The following is a 19,009-nucleotide window of genomic DNA, read 5'->3' on the forward strand; positions in this document are numbered from 1 at the left end:
TACAGTTACATCTCTCCTCAGATCACCGTAAAAGGCGTGAAACGGACGGGAAAGCCATGGCGGCCCTCGTGTGATGTACACAACTCGTCCGCCCATAAGGGTCAGAAGGCCAGCGCTTCTCCCTCACCTCTTCCGTCGAAAATTCTCCCGATTTTTCGCCGAAAGGGCCTGACTCGCCTTCACCTTCCGACTGTCCGAGTTCCACCCGCGCTCCCTCCGAGCGCCGCCCGTGAGCGAGGAAAGCGCGCATGCGACCGTCACCGACCGGCCCTGGCCCCTCCCGGACCAGGCCACGGGTCCTGCACGTCTCCCAGCCGGTCGACGGCGGGGTGGCCCGCGTGGTCACCGACCTGGTGCGGGCCCAGTCGGCCGTCGGCGTGGAGGTCACCGTCGCCTGTCCACCGACCGGCACTCTCGCGACGACGGCCGAGACCCTGGGCGCCGGTGTACGGCCCTGGCACGCGACCCGCTCCCCGGGACCGCGGCTCGCCCGCGAGGTACGGACTCTGCGTGAGCTCGTACGGGAAGTGCGCCCCGACGTGGTGCACGCGCACAGCGCCAAGGCCGGGCTGGTGGCGCGGCTCGCCCTGCGCGGGCGGGTCCCGACCGTGTTCCAGCCGCACGCCTGGTCGTTCGAGGCCGTCGGCGGGGTCACCGGGCTGCTCGCGCTCAACTGGGAGCGTCTCGGCGCGCGTTGGGCGTCGCGGATCGTGTGCGTCAGCGAGGCCGAGCGGCGGACCGGGCAGCGGTCGGGCATCGGGGGACGGTGGAGCGTCATCCCCAACGGCATCGACCTGACGGGCTTCCACCCGGCGCCCGTGGACACCGTACGGGCCGCGATCCCGCTGCTCGAAGGGGTCGATCCGGCGGCGCCGCTCGTGGTCTGCGTCGGGCGGCTGTGCCGGCAGAAGGGACAGGACGTCCTTCTGGAGGCCTGGCACGAGGTGACCCGACGGGTACCCGCCGCGCGGCTCGTGCTGGTCGGCGACGGGCCGGACGCGTCGGCGCTGCGGGCCTCGGCGCCCGCTTCCGTGCTGTTCGCCGGGGCCGTCAGCGACACCGCGCCCTGGTACCAGGCCGCCGATCTGGCCGTCCTGCCGTCCCGCTGGGAGGGCATGGCGCTGGCGCCGCTGGAGGCCATGGCCTGCGGACGGCCCGTCGTGATCAGCGATGTGGACGGGGCGCGCGAGAGCCTGCCGCCGGGCCAGGGGCCGCGCGCGCTGGTGCCGCCCGAGCAGCCGGAGGCGCTGGCCGGGGCGGTCGCCGAGCTGCTCCTCGACCCCCTGCTGCGCGAGTCGCTCGGCCATCAGGGACGCCGGTACGTAACGACCACGCACGACGTCCGGCACACCGCCGCGGCCGTCGCCGACGTGTACCGCGATCTGATCGGCGCCTGGCCGACCGAAGCGCACACGGACAACACGGACCACATGGGCCACACGGGCCACAGAGGCCGCACGGGCCGGACAGGCGTGGGCCACACCGAGTACAGGGAGTCCATCCACACGTGACTGCGGAAAGTACCGTTCCCTCCCCCGGCGGCCGGCCGCGGGCGACGGACCACGGATTCTCGCCCGTCTCACCGATCTCGCCCGGCTCGGTCACCTCACCCGGCTCGGTCACCTCGGTCACCTCGGTCGTCCCGCCGCGCGAGACCGCCCGTGGCTTCCGGTTCCCCAGCGGTCAGCGGCCCTTCGTACGGCGGGCCTCGCGGCTGCCGCTGCCCGCCGTGGACATCGGCGCCGCCCTGGCCGGCGGCTGTCTGGCGCTGCCCTGGACGCTCCCGGTCCCCCTCCCGCTCCAGATCCCGCACCTGCTCGCGCGCCCGCTTCCGCTCGCCCTGCTGGTGCTCGCCGCCCTCTGGCTCAACCTCTGGCTCAACGCGCGCGCCTCGCTGTACCGCGCCGCCGCCGTGCCAGCCGTCCTGGACGAACTGCCCGCCGTGTGCGGCCGGATCGCGGTCAGCTGGTGTGCGCTCGCGGCCCTCGTGGCGGCGTACTCGCCGGAGCACGCGCTGTCCGCCCGCACGCTCCTCCTCGGCTGCGCGGTGCAGTCGGCGGCGAGCTGCGCGGGCCGCGCCGTCGTGCACGGGCACCGGCGCCTGGCGCTCCTGCGCCGCCCGCGCGCGGCCCTGGTGGTCGGCCGCGCCCCGGACGCACAGCGCCTGGCGGCCGCCTTCCTGAGGCATCCGGCGTGCGGGGTACGGCCGGTGGGCGTCGTCGCCGACGAGGCGGACGGCGCCGAGGGGCTGCCGGTGCTGACCACCGGCGAGGAGGTCCACCGGGCGCTCATCCAGAACGGCGTACAGGTGGTACTCGCCGTGGGCCCCGCCGCACGGGCCGAACAGGGGCCGCTGCTGCGGGCCTTGGGCGAGTCGGGCTGCGCCGTGTGGGAGGTGGAGGCGGACGCGGACGCCTCGGCAGTAGCACCCGCACCCGTACCCGCATCGGCATCGGCATCGGCATCGGTGTCCGAACGGGCCGACCGGACCGACCGGACCGACCGGACCGGGCGGCTCGCCGGGTTCGCCTGCCGGCAGCTGCCTGTCGGGCGGCGGTACGGGAGCGCCTGCAAACGGCTGCTGGACGTACTGGTCTCCGGGGCGCTGCTCTTGGCGGCCGGTCCGGTGCTGCTGGTGTGCGCGGTCGTGCTGCGGGCCGTCGACGGGCCCGGTGTGGTGTTCCGGCAGGAGCGCGTCGGCAAGGACGGGCGGCCGTTCACCCTGCTGAAGTTCCGTACGCACCGGCCGGTCGACGCGCGCGAGGCGGCGATCCGTTGGAGCGTGGCCGACGAACAGGAGATGGCCTGGTTCTGCCGCTTCCTGCGCCGGACCTCGCTCGACGAGCTGCTCCAGCTGTGGAACGTCTTCCGGGGCGACATGAGCCTGGTCGGACCGCGCCCCGAACGCCCCTACTTCGTTGGCCAGTTCAGCCAGACCTACCCGGGTTACGCGGCCCGCCACCGGATGCGGACCGGGATCACCGGACTCGCGCAGATCAACGGGCTGCGCGGCGACACCTCGATCGAGGACCGCTGCCGCTTCGACAACGCGTACATCGACGACTGGTCGCTCTGGCAGGACGTCTGCATCCTGGCCCGCACCGCGGTCGTGTTCGTCCGTCCGACGGGGAGCTGAGCAGCGGTGGCCCAGGTCCTGTCCGCCCCGCCCCTCGCGGCCGCCGTCGCCGCCGTGACCGCCGCGCCCCGCCGCTTCCTTCCCGTGCTGCCCGTGATCGTCCTCGTCGCCACGCTCGCGCTGCCGGTCTCCGGCGACGGGGGCGGCACCGTGGCCGACGCCGTGTCCGGTCTGGTCGTGGTGTGCTGCGCGCTGCGGCTCGTACGCGGCCGGCGGCGCCCCCTGTCCCGTACCGCGGCCGTCGTGCTCGGACTGCCCGTCGTGGGGATCGCGCTCGCGACGGCGGGCGCCGCCTCGGCCGGGACGGGGGCCGCGGGGCTCGTCCGCTATCTGCAGATCTTCGTGCTGGTGCCGGCGGCCGTGCTGCTGCTGGTCCGTGACCGCCGTGACGCGCGGCTGATCGCCTGGTCCCTGGTCGGACTCGCGCTGTGGCAGGGGGCGATCGGCGTCCACCAGTACGTGACCGGGACCGGGGCCTCGTACATGGGCGAGGAGATCCGGGCCGTGGGCACGTTCGGGCCGACGGACATCATGGGGATGGCGGCCGTGGTCGCGTTCGGTCTGGTGTGCGCGCTCGGTCTCGCGCTCGGGTCCGGGTCCGCGCGGCAGCGGACCGCGGCGGCGGTGTGCGCGCTGGCGCTGCTGCTGCCGCTCGCGCTGTCGTTCAGCCGGGGCGCGTGGATCGCGACGGCCGTGACGTGCGGGGCGCAGCTCGCGCTCGCCGGGCTGCGGCGGGCCGTCACGGTGTTCGCGGTGGTGGCCGCCGCCGCGGTGGTCCTGGTCGGCGGGTTCGGAGTGGGCACCGCGATGCTCCAGGAGCGGATCAGCAGCATCACGCAGGTCGCGGACGCGCCGGACCAGTCGGTGACCGACCGGTACACGATGTGGACGGCGGCCGTCGACATGTGGCGCGACCAGCCGCTCACCGGGGTCGGCCTGAAGGGCTTCCCCGACCATCGCGACGGACACGCCTCGCTCGCGCTGTCCTCGGGCAGTGACACGGACGGGGCGGGCGCCGGATTCCACCGTCAGCCGCTTCTCTCACCGCACAACATGTACTTGCTGGTGCTCAGCGAGCAGGGCCTGCTGGGGCTGCTCGCGCTGGCCGGGAGCTGGCTGGCGCTGCTGGCGCGCGGGCTGCGGCGGCTCGTGCGCGTACGGCGTGCGCCGGGCGGCCTCGACTGCGCGCTGGTCGCCTGCGGGCTGCTGGTCTGGCAGCTGGTCGACTTCGTGTACGCGGACATCGGCGGCCCCTCGACCGTGCTGACCGCGCTGGTCCTCGGCCTCGCCGCCTGGTGGGCGCTGGCCGACGAGGGGGCCGGGGAACGATGACGGTGACTCCTTCCCGGGCGGAGGGCGAGGGTACGACGGCCCGGGGAGCCCCTCGTGCCGGAGCCGAGAGCGGAGCCCTGGGCAGAACCCGGAGCGGAGCCGAGAACCGGGCCCTCGACACGGCCGAGGACGGCTTCCCACTGCCCGGCGCCCGCGCCGCGTCGGCCACCGCGCCGCCGGCCGACACCGCCCCGGCCGGCGGCGCGTCCGACACGTCCTCGTCCGCCGACGTCGCCCCGCCCACCCGTGGGTTCCTCGCCAAGGCCACGCTCGTCACCGCGGTCCTCTCCATCGCGGGCGCGCTGCTCGGTCTGGTCCGGGACCAGGCGCTCGCGCATCTCTTCGGGGCCGGGACCGAGACGGACGCCTTCCTGGTCGCGTGGACCGTGCCGGAGGTCGCGGCGACGCTGCTGATCGAGGACGGGATGGCGTTCGTGCTGGTCCCGGCGTTCAGCCTGGCCGTGGCCCGGCGGGCGCGCGGAGCCGGTGGCGCGGACCCCGTGCGCGCGCTGGTCGCCTCGACGCTGCCCCGCATGGCGCTGGCCCTGGTGGCGGTCGCCGCGCTGCTGATCGCCGGGGCGCCCTACCTGGTCGCGGGTCTCGCGCCGGGGCTGCCCGACCCCGGGCTCGCCGTCGACTGCACGCGGCTGACGGCGACCTGTGTCCTGAGCTTCGGGCTCGCCGGTTACTGCAGCGCGGCACTGCGCGCGCACCGCCGTTTCCTGGCGCCCGCCGCGATCTACGTCGCCTACAACACCGGCATCATCACGGCGATGTTCGTGCTCGGCGGGCGCTGGGGGGTCCGGTCGGCGGCCGTCGGCGTCGCGGTGGGCGGCTGTCTGATGGTGGCGGCGCAGGCCCCCGCCCTCGCCCGGCAGCTCTTCGGCCGCCACCGCGGCCCGGCCACGACCGACGGGAACACCGCCGACGGCACGGCCGAGAACCCTGCCGGGCACAGTCCTGAGGACACCTCCACGCAGCCCCGGGAGTCCATGACGCACTCGGTGGACCTCGCCCTGATCACCCCGGTCCTGCTCTTCGCCCTCTGCCGTCAGTCCCAGGTCCTCATCGAGCGCTTCCTCGCCTCGAACCTCCCCTCCGGAGCCATCTCGCACCTGAACTACGCGCAGAAGGTGGCCCAGATCCCGATGACCCTGTCGCTGATGCTGTGCACCGTCACCTTCCCGGTGCTGGCGCAGGCCATCGCCGAGGGCGACACCGAGCGGGCCCGCGACCGAGTGGAGCGCGACGTCGCGGTGGCCTCGTGCATAGTGCTGCTGGGTGCGGCGGCGGTCTTCGCGTGCGCTCCGCAGATCATCCAACTCCTCTTCCAGCGGGGCGCGTTCACCGCGCAGGACACGGCGGCGACGGCGACCGTCATGCGCGTCTACTCGGTCGGGCTGCTCGGCCACACGCTGGTGGGCGCGCTCGTACGGACGTACTTCTCGGCCGGCCGCCCCTCCTGGTACCCGCTGGCGGCGATGGCCGCGGGCATCGTCGCCACCTCGTGGATCGGCGTGGGCACCGTCGGGGCCTGGGGAGTGTCGGGGATCGCCGCCGCCAACGCGATCGGGATCACCGTCACGGCGGCCCTGCTGCTGTCCGGCATGGACGAGCGGCGCAGCGTGCCGATCCACATCCGCCGGGTCGTCCACGAACTCACCAAGCCGTTCCGTGCCGCCGTGTGCGCGGCCGTGGCGGGAGCCCTGTGCGCGAGCCGCTTCGACTCGCCCGAACTCGCCCTGCTCACCGGCGGTCTGACCGTCACCGTCGTCTATGTCCTGCTGCTCAGGTTGCTCGGCGTCCAGGCCGTAGCACCCGCCTTCCGTACCGCCCTCCGCTCCGTCACCCGAAGGCTGCCGCATGCCCGTTCCCGCTGACACGAACGAGACCACCGACACCCCCGACAGAACCGCCACCACCGCCACCACCACCAAAGCCAAAGCCACAGCCGATACCGGCCCGGTCGCCCCCCTGTGGGTGGCGATGTACCACTCGGTGGGCGACTGCTCGGACGACCCGTACCGCGTCACGGTCTCCCCCGACCGCCTCGAACGGCAGCTGGGCTGGCTGCGCCGCCGGGGCCTGCGCGGGGTGAGCGTGGCGGACCTGCTCGCGGCCCGTGCCCGCGGCGAGGGGCGGGGTCTGGTGGGCCTCACCTTCGACGACGGGTACGCCGACTTCGCCGACAACGCCCTCCCCGTCCTGCGGCGCCTGGGCTTCGGTGCCACCGTGTTCGTGCTGCCGGGCCGGCTGGGCGGTACGAACGAGTGGGATCCGCTCGGCCCCCGCAAACCGCTCCTCACCGCCGACGGCATCCGCCGGCTCGCGGACACCGAGGGCCTGGAGATCGCCTCGCACGGCCTCACCCACGTCGACCTCACCCTGGCCGACGACGCGCTGCTGGGCGCCGAGGTCGGCGGCAGCCGGGTCCTGCTCTCCGAGCTGACGGGCCGTGAGGTGGCGGGCCTGTGCTACCCGTACGGGAAGGTCGACCAGCGGGTCGCCGACCTCGTACGGGCCGCCGGGTACGGCTACGCGTGCGCGATCGACCCCGGCCCGCTCACCGGTGCCTTCGCCCTCCCCCGGGTCCACATCGGGGAGAACGACACCTCCTGGCGGCTGCTGCTCAAGTACCGCCTGCACCGGCTCCGCAGACGCCCGGTGCCGTCGGCCGCCCCGGCGAAGGAGGCGGCCCGGTGAAGGCCCTGCACGTCATCACCGGGCTCGGTGTCGGCGGGGCCGAGCAGCAACTGCGCCTCCTGGTGCGGAACCTGCCCGTCGACTGTGACGTGGTGACCCTCACCAACCCGGGCGCGGTCGCCGAGGGCCTCGCCTCGGACGGGGTCCGCGTCACCCACCTCGGCATGCGGGGCAACCGCGACCTGGCGGCGCTCCCCCGCCTCGTCCGCCTGATCCACGGCGGCCGTTACGACCTCGTCCACACGCACCTCTACCGGGCCTGTGTGTACGGCAGGCTCGCCGCGCGGCTCGCCGGGGTGCGGGCGGTCGTTGCCACCGAACACTCGCTCGGCGACTCGCAGCTGGAGGGCCGCCGGCTCACCGCGGGCGTCCGGGGCCTCTATCTGGCCAGCGAGCGGCTGGGCCGCTCGACGGTCGCCGTCTCTCCCACGGTCGCCGAACGGCTGCGCCGCTGGGGCGTGCCAGGACCGCGCATCGAGGTCGTCCCGAACGGCATCGACGTGGCCCGTTTCCGCTTCGACCCGGCCCTGCGCGAGAGCACCCGCCGACGGCTGGGGCTGCCGCAGGGGGCGTACGTCATCGGCGGTGTCGGCCGGCTGACGGCCGGCAAGCGGTTCGAGGTGCTCGTCCGGGCGCTGGCCGAACTGCCGGACGACGTCTGGCTGCTGCTGGTCGGCGGCGGTCCCGAGGAGAACGTCCTGCGCCGCCTGGCCCGGCAGCGGGGGGTCGCCGACCGGGTGCTGTTCACCGGCGAACGCCCGAACGGCCCCGCGGAGCCCACCCGATCGACCGGATCGGCCAAGTCGACTGGATCCGCCGGACCCGCCGGTCTCGATCTGCCCGCCCTGACCGGAGCCATGGACCTCCTCGCCTCTCCCTCCGCCGAGGAAGCCTTCGGGCTCGCCGTCGTGGAGGCCCTGGCGGCGGGCCTGCCCGTGCTCTACGTCTCCTGCCCGGCCGTCGCCGACCTGCCCCAGGCCGCGGCGCCGCTCGCCCGGCGGGTGCAGGGCGGCGCCGACTCGTTCGTACGGGCCGTCCGGCAGGCCCGCGCGCAGGGCCCCGGACCGCGCTCCGCACCGGAAGCCGCCCGGCACTACAGCATCACCCGCAGTGCCGACCGGCTCATGGACATCTACACGGCCGCAACTCTGGGAGTGAGTTCCACATGACCGAGAACCCCAACCGTTCGACCGGGCGGCCGGGAACGGCACTGGCCCGCGCCAAGGCGCTGCCCCCGTGGTCCCTGCTCGCCGCGGGCGCCCTCCTCGGCGGCGTGCTAGGCGGCGCGTACGGCGTCCTGAAGACACCGGAGTACACCGCCACGAGTTACGTCATCGCCGTCCCCACCGACACGTCGGACCCGGCGTCCGCGCTCGGCTTCGCGCAGGCCTACGGGCGGGTCGCCACCCAGCTCGCGGTGCTCGGGGACGCCCAGGTGTGGGCGGGCGTGCCGGTGTCGACCCTGCGCGAGAGCGTGCGGACCGCGACCTCGCCGGACGCGCCGATGGTCGCCGTCACCGCCACCTCCGCACGTCCCGACCTCGCCGCGGACATCGCCAACGCCGTGTCGCGCTCGCTGACCCGGCACGCGAACGACACCGAGGACAGCACGCACGTGGAGCTGCTGCAGTTCTCCCGGGCGATCAAACCCACCGAGGCCTCCTCGGCGTCGGCCGGGGTGACCGGTCTGGTCGGCGCGAGCGCGGGCGGTCTGCTCGGCGGGCTCGCCCTGCTGGTCCGGCCGCGCCGCGCCACGGAGCCCTCGCCCACGGCCTCGGTGCCGGGCCCCGCCACGGCCGCCGACGTCCACGGCCAGCTGTGAACACCGCCGCACAGCGGACGGACCTGCGCACGGAGGCACGTACCGAAGCCCCGGCCACGGCGCGTACGGAACTGCGCACCCAGCTCTGCACGGACGAGCGGGAGTTCGGCCGGCTGGCCGCGGAGTGGGGACTGCTGTACCGGCGGTGCGGCACCGCGACCCCGTTCCAGAGCCACGCCTGGCTGCACTCGTGGTGGCTCTCCTACGGCACGTCCGGCCGGCTGCGTCTCGTGCTCGTCCGCGACGGCGGTGATCTGGTGGCCGCCGCCCCGCTGATGCTCGTACGGCAGCCGTGGCCGGCCCTCGTGCCGCTCGGCGGGTCGATCTCCGACTTCGGTGACGTGCTGATCGAGGACGGCGCGCGCTCCGACCGCGCGGCCGCCGCGCTGGCCGACGCCCTCGCCACGGCCGCGCGCACCGCGCTGATCGACTTCCGTGAGGTGCGGCCCGGCGGGGCGGTGGAGCGGCTGTACGCGAGCTGGCGCGGGCCCCGGCGGCGGGTGCCCGACTCGCTCTGTCTGGAGCTGCCCGCCGTGCCGATGGACGACCTGATCGGGCGGCTCGCGACGGCCAAGGCTCAGCAGCGGGTCCGTGCCAAGCTGCGCAAACTGTCCGCGCTGGGCGTCGAAGGACGTGCCGTGCCTGCGGTCGAGGTGGACACGGCGCTGCACCGGCTCCTGGAGCTGCACCGGCTCCAGTGGCAGGGGCGCAAGGTGACCACCGAGCATCTGCAGGATCGGTTCGCCGAGCATCTGGTCCGCTCGGTGGGCCCGATGGTCCGCTCCGGGGACGCGGTGGTGACCGAGTTCCGGCTGGACGGCACTGTGGTGGCGGTCGATCTGACGCTCCTGTCACGGCAGTTGGCGGGCGGCTACCTCTACGGCGCGCATCCGCGGCTGCGGGAGCGCAAGGCGGACGTGGCGACGATGCTGCTGCACGCCTGCGCCCAGCACACCGGGACGGGCGGGGCCGGTGGGACGGGCGCGCGCCGGGTGCTGAGTCTGCTGCGCGGCAACGAGCCCTACAAACACCACTGGCGCCCGCGGCCCGTGGTCAACCAGCGGTTCCTGCTGGCCCGGCGGCGGACGGCGCCGCTGATGACGGCGGCCGTCTGTGACGTGGCCGCGCGCGACCGGGGCAAGAAGCTGCTCGACCGGTTCCTCGCCTGGAGAGAACGCGGCGGCGGCAGACCGTGACCGGCCCGCCGCCGCCTTCGGATCAGCGGCCGGCGGTCAGCGGCTGCGCGACCACCAGTCGAAGCGCAGGCAGAGCCTCCCGCCGAGCCAGAACTCCACCCAGTCGCCCAGCGCCACCGGCGAGCAGTTCGGCGGGTGCGCCGGAGCCGGGTCCACCGGCTCGGGTCCCGGGTCGGCCGGACCGGTGCGGCCGTAGAGCGCGGACCGGTAGATCTCGGAGGCCCTGGGGTTGTCGTCGCACTGCCACACACCGTGCGGGCAGTAGTCGCTGAGCGTGTTGTAGAGCGGTTTGTGCTCGTCCAGCCAGGCGAGCATGCGCTCCATGTACGTCGCGTTGTCCCCGTTGCGGAAGAGCCCCCACTCCGGATAGGAGATCGGCTTCCCGTGCGCCTTCGCGAAGTCGACGTGCTCCTGGAGTCCGTAGGGCTCCGCGACCGCCTCGTCGAACGACTGCCCGCGCGGCTGGTCGTACGAATCCATGCCGATGATGTCGACCGTCTCGTCGCCCGGATAGCACTGGGTCCAGGGAATGGCGTCCCGGCCACGGTTCGGGGTGAAGTCGAACCGGAACTTCTGCCCCGGTACCGCCCTCATGGCGGTGACGATCCTGTCCCAGTACGTCTTCCATGCCTCGGGGTCCGGCCCGCAGCGGTGGGTGTACGTGGTGCCGTTCATCTCCCAGCCGAGCACGATGACGGTGTCGGGCGTCTCCAGTTCGACGAGCCGCTCGGCCAGCTTGCGGAAGTGGTCGTCGAACTCCCCCTCGGCGCCACGCCGCAGCAGTTCCCGGACCTCCTCGTCGGAGACGTTCTCCTCGTTGCGCTCCAGCATCGGGACGTTGAGGACGAAGAGCCGGTCGGCCCGCTCGCGCCGCCAGTCGGCCCAGGCGTCGAGGAAGCCGGGCAGGCCCTCGATGTTGCTCCAGCGGTCGCCCGGCAGATAGGTGTGCGCCACGCGCAGATCGGCCCCGCCCAGCCAGTGGCTGAGCTCGGCGATCCGGGCGACCCCGCGGGGCCCGTAGTCCAAGTAGGCGCCGAACGCCGGGGTCTCGGGCTCCTTCGCCTGCGACGACTTCTTCGGCGTCGGCCCCTTCGGCGACGGCTCCTTCGGCGGCTCGGGCCGTGGTGATGCCGCCGGCGTCACGGCGCCGGTCGGCGCGGCCCGCGGCGGCTCCCCCGCGCCGGCTGCCGCGGCGTACCCCGTACCGGTCGCGAGGGCGGCCGAGGCGAGCAGTCCTGCGACGAGCGCGGTGGCGAGTGAGGTGGCGAGTGAGGCGGCCGCACAGGCCGGCCGTCTTGTTCGGGTCCGTTGCAGTGGGGCCATGTCCGCTCCTCGCGCTTCGTTTTCCACCGTCCACTGATCCACTGATCCACTGACGTGGTACTGACACTCAGTCACATGGACGGGGACTGCGCCAACCGAGGCGGTCCGCCGAGGAGAAGCCGCTCACCCACACGAGTGAGACCTATGACGAGACCTCAAGGGACGACGGCCGTGCCGCACTTCGACACCGGTGTTCCCGCCGCACTGGTCCCGATGGATGACGCGCACGGCGTCGCGCGGCGCGGGTGCCGGGCGTGCGGGTGCCGGGCGTGCGGCGTCCGGCACTCGGCCTGTCGCCACCCGCCCGGCACCCGACGGGTCATCGATGGGACGCGACCCGGTTACGTCGGTACAGAACCGCTCCTCCGATCAGCAGTCCCACGCCGGCGGCCGAGGCCGCGAGCATGCCGTCGCTGCCGGTGTGCGCCAGCTCCGGGCCCCTGCTCGAAGGGGGCGTGGACGGCGGTGTCGTGGCCGGCGGGCCCGTGGTGGGCGGCACCGTCGGCGGCGGGCCCGTGGTGGGGGGCGTCGTGGTCGGCGGCGTCGACGGGGGCGTGGTCGGCGGGGTGTCGTCGTCGCCGTAGCCCTTCGGGCCGTCGTCGTTCGCGCACTTGTTCCCGAACACGGGGTTCAGCAGGCCGATCAGGTCCACGGAGTTGCCGCACGCGTTCACCGGCACGTCCACCGGCGCCTTGACCCCGTTGCCCGAGCCGACGCCGGGCGAACCCTGCGCGTCGCCGTGGGCGGACGCGCCGCCACCGTCGTGACCGTAGCCGTCGTGCCCGTAACCGTCGTGTCCGTAACCGTGGTGACCGGAGCCGTCACCGTGGTCCGAGCCGTAGCCGTGGTCCTGGCCGTACCCGTGGTCCGAGCCCTGTCCGTGGTCCGAACCGTGTCCAGCCTGGGCCTCGTGGCGCGGCGCGTCCGGCTTCCGGTGCTTGCCCGTGGGCGTGGCGCAGGAGTTGCCGAACGCCGGGTTGAGGGCGGCGACCGCGTTCACGGAGTTGCCGCACGCGTTCACCGGCACGTTGACCGGCGCCTGCACGTTGTTGCCGGACAGCACACCGGGCGAGTCCGCTGTGACACCACTCGCGTTCGAGTCGGCGAACGCCTGGGTGCCGTACAGGGACAAGATGCTCGTCGCGGCGGCGGCCGCGACCATTCCCTTGCTCAGGGTCTGTCGCACTCTCGTTGTCTTCTCTGCTGGTAGAAGTGGGAAAAGCCGGCCTTGGCACCGAAATGCGGTCCAAGGCCGGCGAGACTCAGCCGGTCGGCTGGTGCGTTACGACGTCAGTCGTTGACGCAGGTGTTGCCGAAGGCCGGGTTCAGCAGGCCGATCACGTTGATCGAGTTGCCGCACACGTTGACGGGAATGTGGACGGGAACCTGGACCACGTTGCCGGAGAGGACGCCGGGCGAGCCGATGGCGGCACCCTCGGCCTCGGAGTCGGCGAAGGCCGGGGCGGCCATGCCCATGGCCATGATCGCGCCGGCGATGACGACGGCACTCTTCTTGTGCTTCACGTACTTCCCTTTCTCTGCGGTCATGCCCAATGACGGCCGAAACCGGACGAGCCCAGCCTGGACGGCTCGCACCATGACCTGCGGGCTGTTGAACGAGGGGTGGGGGTCCTGAGAAACGACAGAAAGTGCGACTCTCCGGTATTTCACCCGAACGCCCGGAGCGGGACGGACGACAGGACGTCCCTCCGGACGCCGTCCCGCGCGATGCCCCCCCCCACATGCCACTCCGGAAAGGAGTGCCTTCGGGACGGTGGGTCAGCTGCCGACGGAGCCGTTGCCCGAGAGGACCGGGATGTCGTCCACGAGGTGCGACAGGGGCTCGTCGCCCTTCGCCTGGGTGGAGTTCTCCGCGCACTGCTGGTTCTGCGGGGCCGACAGGATCGGCACGTCCTGCAGAACGGTGACCGGGACCAGGACGCCCACCAGCGAGGCGGCGTTGGCCTTGACCGGCAGGCCGACACAGAGCTTGTTGAGCGAGCCCTGCACGAGCTGGCCCTGCGGGCTCAGGTCGCCGTGGGTCTTGGCGTTGCCGTACGCCTGCTCGGCGCCGTTGCCGTTGGCGGTGGTGACGCCGCTGTCGTCGCCGATGGCAAGCGCCTGCGACGCGCCCGCCGCCGAGACACCGACGACTGAAGCGGCGACCGCGGCCGTGGCCATTGCCTTCTTGAACATTCTTCCGGTCCTTTCCTGACAGACACGCGTGTTCCTGCTCACGCATCAACCGGAGGCGGATCGATTGGTTTCGAGGTGTCACCCGGTTGGCCCGTTCGACGATCCGTTCGGCACGGAATCCCTCGCGCGATCCCCCGCGCGCATGCGTCATACAAACGGCCTTCTCAACTGGGCCATCGGAGTGAACCGCAGCAACTATGCGGGCCAGAGGCAGTTGTTCAGGTCGCTCCGGTGGACGGGGTTTACTCCAGAAGGGACCAGCAAGTGATCAAGAAGGTTATGGCTGCAGCGGCGGTCGCCGCTTCCGTCGCCGGTGTTTCGGCTGCCGCCGCCCCCTCGGCGATGGCGATCGGCAACGACAGCGGTGTCACCACCGCCAACGGCAACAACGCCGCGCAGATCTACGGCAACCAGTCCACGCACGGCGACATGAGCCCGCAGATGGCGCTCATCCAGGGCTCGCTCAACAAGCCCTGCATCGGCCTGCCGGCCAAGGCCAACCTGGCCTCGCTCGTCGGCCTGGTGCCGGTCACGGTCGCCCAGGACGTGCCGATCCTGTCGGCCCCGCAGAACCAGCAGTGCACCGAGAACTCCACCCAGGCCAAGGGCGACGAGCCTCTCTCGCACATCCTCAGCAACATCCCGGTGCTCTCGGGCAACGGCTCGGCCGGCAGCTGATCTGCCGTACCACCCTGCGGGCCGCCGGCCTCCCCGGCGGCCCGCTGCCCTGTCCCACGTCACTGCCCTGTCACGTCAACGGCGGCGCGCCGGCTCCGGTCCCGAGGAAAAGCTTGTGGGCCAATCGGGGCAAACCCCGCAACCGCACCGTCCACCGCACTGTTGATGACTATGCGGCTCCGTTACGGGGGCCACTCTCCGAAAGGGAACGAACATGAAGAAGCTGATGGCGACCGCGGCCCTTGCCGCCTCTGTCGCCGGTCTGTCGGCCGTCGCCGCGCCCCAGGCGCTGGCCATCGGCAACGACGACGGCGTCACCACCGCCAACGGCAACGGCTCCGTCCAGAAGTACGGCAACCAGGCCACGCACGGCAAGATGAGCCCCCAGCTCTCGCTCGTGCAGGGCTCCCTGAACAAGCCGTGCGTCGGCCTGCCGGTCAAGGCCAACCTGGCCTCGCTCGTCGGCCTGGTGCCGGTCACCGTCCTGCAGGACGTGCCGATCCTGTCGGCCCCGCAGAACCAGCAGTGCACCGAGAACTCCACCCAGGCCAAGGGCGACGAGCCCCTGTCGCACATCCTGGACAACATCCCGGTCCTGTCGGGCAACGGCTCGGCCGGCAGCTGATCTTCCCCAGCTCCGCGTAGCTCCGCAGCTCCGCGAACAGCGGGTCACCCCTCGGGGTGGCCCGCTGTTTCCGTGCCGCCGCCTTCTGCCGCGACCACCGCATCCACTGCATCCACTGGATCCGTCACATCCGCCGCATCCGCCGCGTCTAGCGTGCCGGTGGCGCCGAGCCTTCGTACAGCGCCTGGATGTCCTGCGCGTACGCCGCCGTCACCGCGTGGCGTTTGATCTTCAGGGACGGGGTCAGCAGGCCGTTGTCCTCGGTGAACTCGCCCTCCACCAGCGCGAACTCGCGGATCGACTCGGCCCGGGAGACGGCCTGGTTCGCATGGTCCACGGTCTTCTGGACGTCGGCGCGCAGCCGGGGGTCGTGGATGAGCTCGGACAGCGGGGTGTCGGCCGGCATCCCGCGGACGTCCAGCCAGTGGGTGAGGTCCTCCCGGTCCAGGGTGAGCAGGGCCGCGATGTAGGGGCGGTTGTCGCCGACGACGACGCACTGGCCGACCAGGGGGCGGCTGCGCAGCCGGTCCTCCAGGACGGCCGGGGAGACGTTCTTGCCGCCCGAGGTGACGAGGATGTCCTTCTTCCGGCCGGTGATGGTGAGGTAGCCGTCCTCGTCGAGCGCGCCCAGGTCACCGGTCGCGAACCAGTCGTCGGTCAGGACGGCGTCGGTGGCGACCGGGTCGTTCCAGTACGCGCCGAAGACGATGCCCCCCTTGATGAGCACCTCGCCGTCCTCGGCGATACGCACGGCCGTGCCCGGCACGGGGAGGCCGACCGTGCCGGGGCGGGGCCGCAGCGGCGGGACGATCGTCGCGGCGGCGGTGGTCTCCGTCAGTCCGTAGCCCTCGTAGATGATGATTCCGGCGGTGTAGAAGAACAGGCTGAGGTCGCGGTCGAGCGGGGAGCCGCCGCTGATGGCGTAGCGGGTGCGGCCGCCGATCTCCTTGCGGATACGGCGGTAGACCAGCAGGTCGTACAGGGCCCAGGCGGCGTACAGACCGAGGCCGGGGCCCTTGCCGCGGCCCAGGAACTTGTCGAGGTGCAGCTCGCCGAAGCGGACGCCGACGCGGTGCGCGCGGTCGAAGGAGGCGCCGCGGCCGATCCGTTCGGCGGTGGCGCGTCCCGTGCCGTGGATCTTCTCGAAGAGGTAGGGCACGCCGACCAGGAAGGTGGGCCGGAACTCCCGGAGCGCCGGGCGCAGTTCGTCGGGCTTGATGCTCGGGAAGTGACCAAGCTCGATCCGGGCCATCAGGCAGGAGATCTGCAGGGTGCGGCCCAGGATGTGGGCCAGGGGCAGGAAGAGGAGGGTCGAGGCCTGCTGGCCGGTGACCTCCTTGAAGATGGGGTGGAGCAGCTCGACGGTGTTCGCGGCCTCGGCGTACAGGTTGGCGTGGGTGAGGACGCAGCCCTTGGGCCTGCCGGTGGTGCCGGAGGTGTAGCAGATCGTCGCGACGGTGTCGGGGGCCAGCGCGGTGCGCCGCTTGGTGACCTCCTCGTCGGACACGTCACGCCCCCGGGCGGTCAGTTCCGCGACGGCTCCGCCGACTTCACCGACGTCGCCGGTCGCGGCTGTGCCGTCGAGCTGCCAGATGTGCGGGGGCGCCGGGTGGTCCGCCGTGCCGGCCGTGACCGCCGCGGCGTTCTCCGGGGTCTCCACGACGACGAAGCGGGTGCCGGAGTCCCGGACGATCCACTCGATCTGCTCGGGTGAGGACGTGGGATACACCGGGACGGACAGCCCGCCCGCGGCCCAGATCGCGAAGTCGAACAGCGTCCACTCGTAGCGCGTACGGGACATGACCGCGACCCGGCCGCCCGGTTCGAGGCCCGCCGCTATCAGCCCCTTGGCGACGGCGGCGACCTCGTGGGCGAAGGCGGCGGCGGTCACCGGCCGCCAGGTGCCGTTCTCCTCGCGCCGGACGACCACGGCGTCGGGGGCCTCGGCGGCGTTGGCGAAGGGCAGGTCGGCGGTGCTGCCGGTGGCGCTCCTCGCCGCGAGGGCGGGCATGCGCGCCTCACGGACGACGCCGCGCTCGTCCTTCGTGACGTCGACCCGGGCGCGGCCCGCCAGGTCGGTGCGCTTCTTGGCCTGTCTCAGGTCTCTGCGTACGCCCATGACGGCTCCTGGTCGCGGCTCGATGCTTACTTACTCCCGAGTAAACTTACTCATGCGTAGGGGATTTTCAACAGCCGGGGAGATTTTCGGCGGGCCGAGAGACGGTTTGCCGGCCCGGTGCCGTCAAGCCCGGGGCGACGTGGGCCGATGAACGGATCATGACGTCCACGCACTCGCCCGCGCATCCCTCGTACCGCAAGCCCGATTCCCGCCTCCCGTCCTCCTCCGTGCCGCCGCCGTCCGGGGCCGCGTCCGGGTTCCGCGCCCTGTGGGCCGGGCGGCTGCGGGTGGTGGTGTGGCTCGTTCCCGCGCTGCTGGTGGCCTGCGCGGGGTACCGGCGGCGGTGGATGTCCGACGACGCCTACATCTACGTACGGACCGTGCGGCAGGTGCTGGCGGGGAACGGGCCCGTGTTCAACGCCGGTGAGCGGGTCGAGTCGTCGACCGGCACCCTGTGGCAGTGGCTGCTCGCCGGGGCCGGGGCGGCGGGGGCGGATCCGGCGTCGGCCGCGGTGTACGGGGGGCTGCTGCTGACCGCCGCCGGGTTCGCGCTGGCGGGGATCGGCGCGCTGCGGACGTACGGCGGACGCGCGGTGGTGCCGCTCGGGTCGCTGGTGCTGCTCGGGCTGCCTCCCGTGTGGGACTTCGCCACCTCGGGGCTGGAGACGGGGCTCGCCACCTGCTGGATCGCCGGGGCGTGGCTGGCGCTCACGGCGCGGCCCGCCTCGCTCGTGACGTCGTTCGTCATCGGGCTCGGGCCTCTGGTGCGGCCCGATCTGGGGCTGGTGACCGTGGTGTTCCTGGGCGCCCAGTGGCTGCTCGTACGGCCGTCGTGGCGGGGTGTGCTCGCGGGTGCGGGGGCGGCGGGGGTGCTGCCCGCCGCGTACGAGGTCTTCCGGGCCGGGTACTACGGGCATCTGGTGCCGCTGCCCGCCGTGACGAAGGAGGCCTCGCGGAGCCTGTGGGGGCGGGGGTTCGGGTATCTGGCGGACTTCGCGTCTCCGTATCTGCTGTGGGTGCCCGCGGTGTTGGTGGCGGTGGCCGTGCTGGTTCCCGGCGGGGGCCTTCGCGGGGGCGGGGCGGCGCCGCGGCCCGGAGTGGCGCGGGTCGTGCCCGTGCTCGCGCCCGTCGTGGCCGGGGCGCTGTGCTGGCTGTACGTGGTCAAGGTCGGCGGGGACTTCATGCATGGGCGGATGCTGCTGCCGGGGCTGCTGTTGATGCTGCTGCCGGTCTTCGTGGTCCCGGTGACCCGGGTGGGCACGCTGGCCGCGGTCGGCGTCGGGCTGTGGGCGGTGGTCTGCGCGGGGTGGCTGCGGATGCCGTACGGCGGGCAGATCGGGCCGGCGGGGATCGCGGACGAACGCGGGGTGTACGTGCGCCACAACGCCGATCCGCATCCGGTCCGGCACACCTTCGCGGGGGCGCCGCATCACCTGGCGTACGTGCGGGAGGTGGCGGCGGCTCGGCGGTCGGGGGCGGCGGTGCTGCTGTTCGGCAAGGAGGGGAGCGTGGCGGGCCGCGGGCCCGGTGTCACGGCGAGCTATGTGGTGCTGGGGCTCAACGGGGCGGTCGTGCCGCTGGACGGGGCCGCGCTCGATCCGATCGGGCTCGCCTATCCCCTGGCCGCGCATTCCGAGCGGGTCGGGGAGGGGCGGGTGGGGCACGACAAGCGGCTGCCGGGGGCCTGGCTGGCGGCGGACCGGGGGGTGGCGGCGCCGGCCTGGGTGGACCCCGGCCAGTTCGCCGCCGCGCGGCGGGCGCTGCGGTGTGGGGGGCTTGCCGAGTTGAACGCGGCGGTACGGGAGCCGCTGACGCGTGGGCGTTTCCTTCGGAACGTGGTGGGGGCGTGGGAGCGGACGTCGTTCCGGTTCAGTACGGA

The 19,009-nt window shown here is 73.0% G+C and carries 16 protein-coding genes; 11 read left to right on the forward strand and 5 right to left on the reverse strand.

The genetic code is table 11. The annotated features are described in order from the left end of the window. Positions 1 to 248: 248 nt before the first annotated feature. From ACLVWQ_RS00960 to ACLVWQ_RS00995, 8 genes are all read left to right on the forward strand, one after another. Positions 249 to 1,511, forward strand: coding sequence for a glycosyltransferase (locus tag ACLVWQ_RS00960; RefSeq protein WP_414106110.1), 1,263 nt, complete (start codon positions 249 to 251; stop codon positions 1,509 to 1,511). Beyond that, positions 1,508 to 3,136: an exopolysaccharide biosynthesis polyprenyl glycosylphosphotransferase gene (locus ACLVWQ_RS00965; protein ID WP_414106111.1), complete on the forward strand. Its 1,629-nt coding sequence runs from the start codon at positions 1,508 to 1,510 to the stop codon at positions 3,134 to 3,136. The genes ACLVWQ_RS00960 and ACLVWQ_RS00965 overlap by 4 nt, the downstream gene beginning before the upstream one ends. Before the next feature lie 6 nt (positions 3,137 to 3,142). Then, a complete protein-coding gene (locus tag ACLVWQ_RS00970; protein WP_414106112.1) occupies positions 3,143 to 4,468 on the forward strand; it encodes an O-antigen ligase family protein in 1,326 nt (441 codons plus the stop codon). Continuing rightward, entirely contained in the window at positions 4,465 to 6,348 is a 1,884-nt protein-coding gene (gene murJ, locus ACLVWQ_RS00975) for a murein biosynthesis integral membrane protein MurJ (RefSeq protein WP_414106113.1), read from the forward strand. Before ACLVWQ_RS00970 ends, murJ begins: the two co-directional genes overlap by 4 nt. Positions 6,349 to 6,454: 106 nt before the next feature. Next, positions 6,455 to 7,171 carry a polysaccharide deacetylase family protein gene (locus ACLVWQ_RS00980; protein WP_414106182.1) on the forward strand — a complete coding sequence of 239 codons (717 nt, stop codon included), beginning with the start codon at positions 6,455 to 6,457 and terminating at the stop codon, positions 7,169 to 7,171. After that, the gene (locus tag ACLVWQ_RS00985; RefSeq protein WP_414106114.1) at positions 7,168 to 8,340 is read left to right on the forward strand and encodes a glycosyltransferase; all 1,173 of its coding nucleotides are present in this window, start codon (positions 7,168 to 7,170) and stop codon (positions 8,338 to 8,340) included. The genes ACLVWQ_RS00980 and ACLVWQ_RS00985 overlap by 4 nt, the downstream gene beginning before the upstream one ends. Then, positions 8,337 to 8,993: a lipopolysaccharide biosynthesis protein gene (locus ACLVWQ_RS00990; protein WP_414106115.1), complete on the forward strand. Its 657-nt coding sequence runs from the start codon at positions 8,337 to 8,339 to the stop codon at positions 8,991 to 8,993. The genes ACLVWQ_RS00985 and ACLVWQ_RS00990 overlap by 4 nt, the downstream gene beginning before the upstream one ends. A gap of 23 nt (positions 8,994 to 9,016) precedes the next feature. Further along, positions 9,017 to 10,189 carry a GNAT family N-acetyltransferase gene (locus tag ACLVWQ_RS00995; RefSeq protein WP_414106183.1) on the forward strand — a complete coding sequence of 391 codons (1,173 nt, stop codon included), beginning with the start codon at positions 9,017 to 9,019 and terminating at the stop codon, positions 10,187 to 10,189. Between the two features lie 36 nt (positions 10,190 to 10,225). Here ACLVWQ_RS00995 and ACLVWQ_RS01000 read toward each other — a convergent pair whose 3' ends face one another. The 4 genes from ACLVWQ_RS01000 to ACLVWQ_RS01015 form a co-directional block, all read right to left on the reverse strand. Next, complete coding sequence (locus ACLVWQ_RS01000) at positions 10,226 to 11,512, reverse strand: glycoside hydrolase family 26 protein (protein ID WP_414106116.1); 1,287 nt, start codon at positions 11,510 to 11,512, stop codon at positions 10,226 to 10,228. Between the two features lie 319 nt (positions 11,513 to 11,831). Then, the gene (locus tag ACLVWQ_RS01005; protein WP_414106117.1) at positions 11,832 to 12,698 is read right to left on the reverse strand and encodes a chaplin family protein; all 867 of its coding nucleotides are present in this window, start codon (positions 12,696 to 12,698) and stop codon (positions 11,832 to 11,834) included. A 104-nt stretch (positions 12,699 to 12,802) separates the two neighbouring features. Next, on the reverse strand, positions 12,803 to 13,060 hold the full coding sequence (locus ACLVWQ_RS01010; protein WP_414106118.1) for a chaplin: 258 nt from the start codon (positions 13,058 to 13,060) through the stop codon (positions 12,803 to 12,805). Between the two features lie 231 nt (positions 13,061 to 13,291). Next, a complete protein-coding gene (locus ACLVWQ_RS01015; RefSeq protein WP_414106119.1) occupies positions 13,292 to 13,708 on the reverse strand; it encodes a rodlin in 417 nt (138 codons plus the stop codon). Positions 13,709 to 13,972: 264 nt separating this feature from the next. Here ACLVWQ_RS01015 and ACLVWQ_RS01020 point away from each other — a divergent pair, with 264 nt between their 5' ends. Next, on the forward strand, positions 13,973 to 14,386 hold the full coding sequence (locus tag ACLVWQ_RS01020) for a rodlin (RefSeq protein WP_414106120.1): 414 nt from the start codon (positions 13,973 to 13,975) through the stop codon (positions 14,384 to 14,386). 214 nt (positions 14,387 to 14,600) lie between these two features. Continuing rightward, complete coding sequence (locus tag ACLVWQ_RS01025; protein WP_414106121.1) at positions 14,601 to 15,011, forward strand: rodlin; 411 nt, start codon at positions 14,601 to 14,603, stop codon at positions 15,009 to 15,011. Positions 15,012 to 15,159: 148 nt separating this feature from the next. Here the strand turns inward: ACLVWQ_RS01025 and ACLVWQ_RS01030 are convergent, their stop codons facing one another. After that, positions 15,160 to 17,130 (reverse strand): AMP-dependent synthetase/ligase, encoded by a 1,971-nt coding sequence (locus ACLVWQ_RS01030; RefSeq protein WP_414106122.1) that lies wholly within the window; start codon positions 17,128 to 17,130, stop codon positions 15,160 to 15,162. A 158-nt stretch (positions 17,131 to 17,288) separates the two neighbouring features. Between ACLVWQ_RS01030 and ACLVWQ_RS01035 the strand changes: the two genes are divergently transcribed. Beyond that, on the forward strand, positions 17,289 to 19,009 hold a 1,721-nt coding region (locus tag ACLVWQ_RS01035; RefSeq protein WP_414106123.1), incomplete at its 3' end, for a hypothetical protein.

The organism is Streptomyces sp. CWNU-52B, from assembly GCF_047444975.1.
Taxonomy (GTDB): domain Bacteria; phylum Actinomycetota; class Actinomycetes; order Streptomycetales; family Streptomycetaceae; genus Streptomyces.

Bases quoted from the DNA above. Each gene is read 5' to 3' on its own strand.
- ACLVWQ_RS00960 (WP_414106110.1), top strand. From the start codon at position 249: ATGCGACCGTCACCGACCGGCCCTGGCCCCTCCCGGACCAGGCCACGG.
- murJ (WP_414106113.1), top strand. From the start codon at position 4,465: ATGACGGTGACTCCTTCCCGGGCGGAGGGCGAGGGTACGACGGCCCGG.
- ACLVWQ_RS00980 (WP_414106182.1), top strand. From the start codon at position 6,455: ATGTACCACTCGGTGGGCGACTGCTCGGACGACCCGTACCGCGTCACG.
- ACLVWQ_RS00990 (WP_414106115.1), top strand. From the start codon at position 8,337: ATGACCGAGAACCCCAACCGTTCGACCGGGCGGCCGGGAACGGCACTG.
- ACLVWQ_RS01000 (WP_414106116.1), bottom strand. From the start codon at position 11,512: ATGGCCCCACTGCAACGGACCCGAACAAGACGGCCGGCCTGTGCGGCC.
- ACLVWQ_RS01010 (WP_414106118.1), bottom strand. From the start codon at position 13,060: ATGACCGCAGAGAAAGGGAAGTACGTGAAGCACAAGAAGAGTGCCGTC.
- ACLVWQ_RS01015 (WP_414106119.1), bottom strand. From the start codon at position 13,708: ATGTTCAAGAAGGCAATGGCCACGGCCGCGGTCGCCGCTTCAGTCGTC.
- ACLVWQ_RS01025 (WP_414106121.1), top strand. From the start codon at position 14,601: ATGAAGAAGCTGATGGCGACCGCGGCCCTTGCCGCCTCTGTCGCCGGT.
- ACLVWQ_RS01030 (WP_414106122.1), bottom strand. From the start codon at position 17,130: ATGGGCGTACGCAGAGACCTGAGACAGGCCAAGAAGCGCACCGACCTG.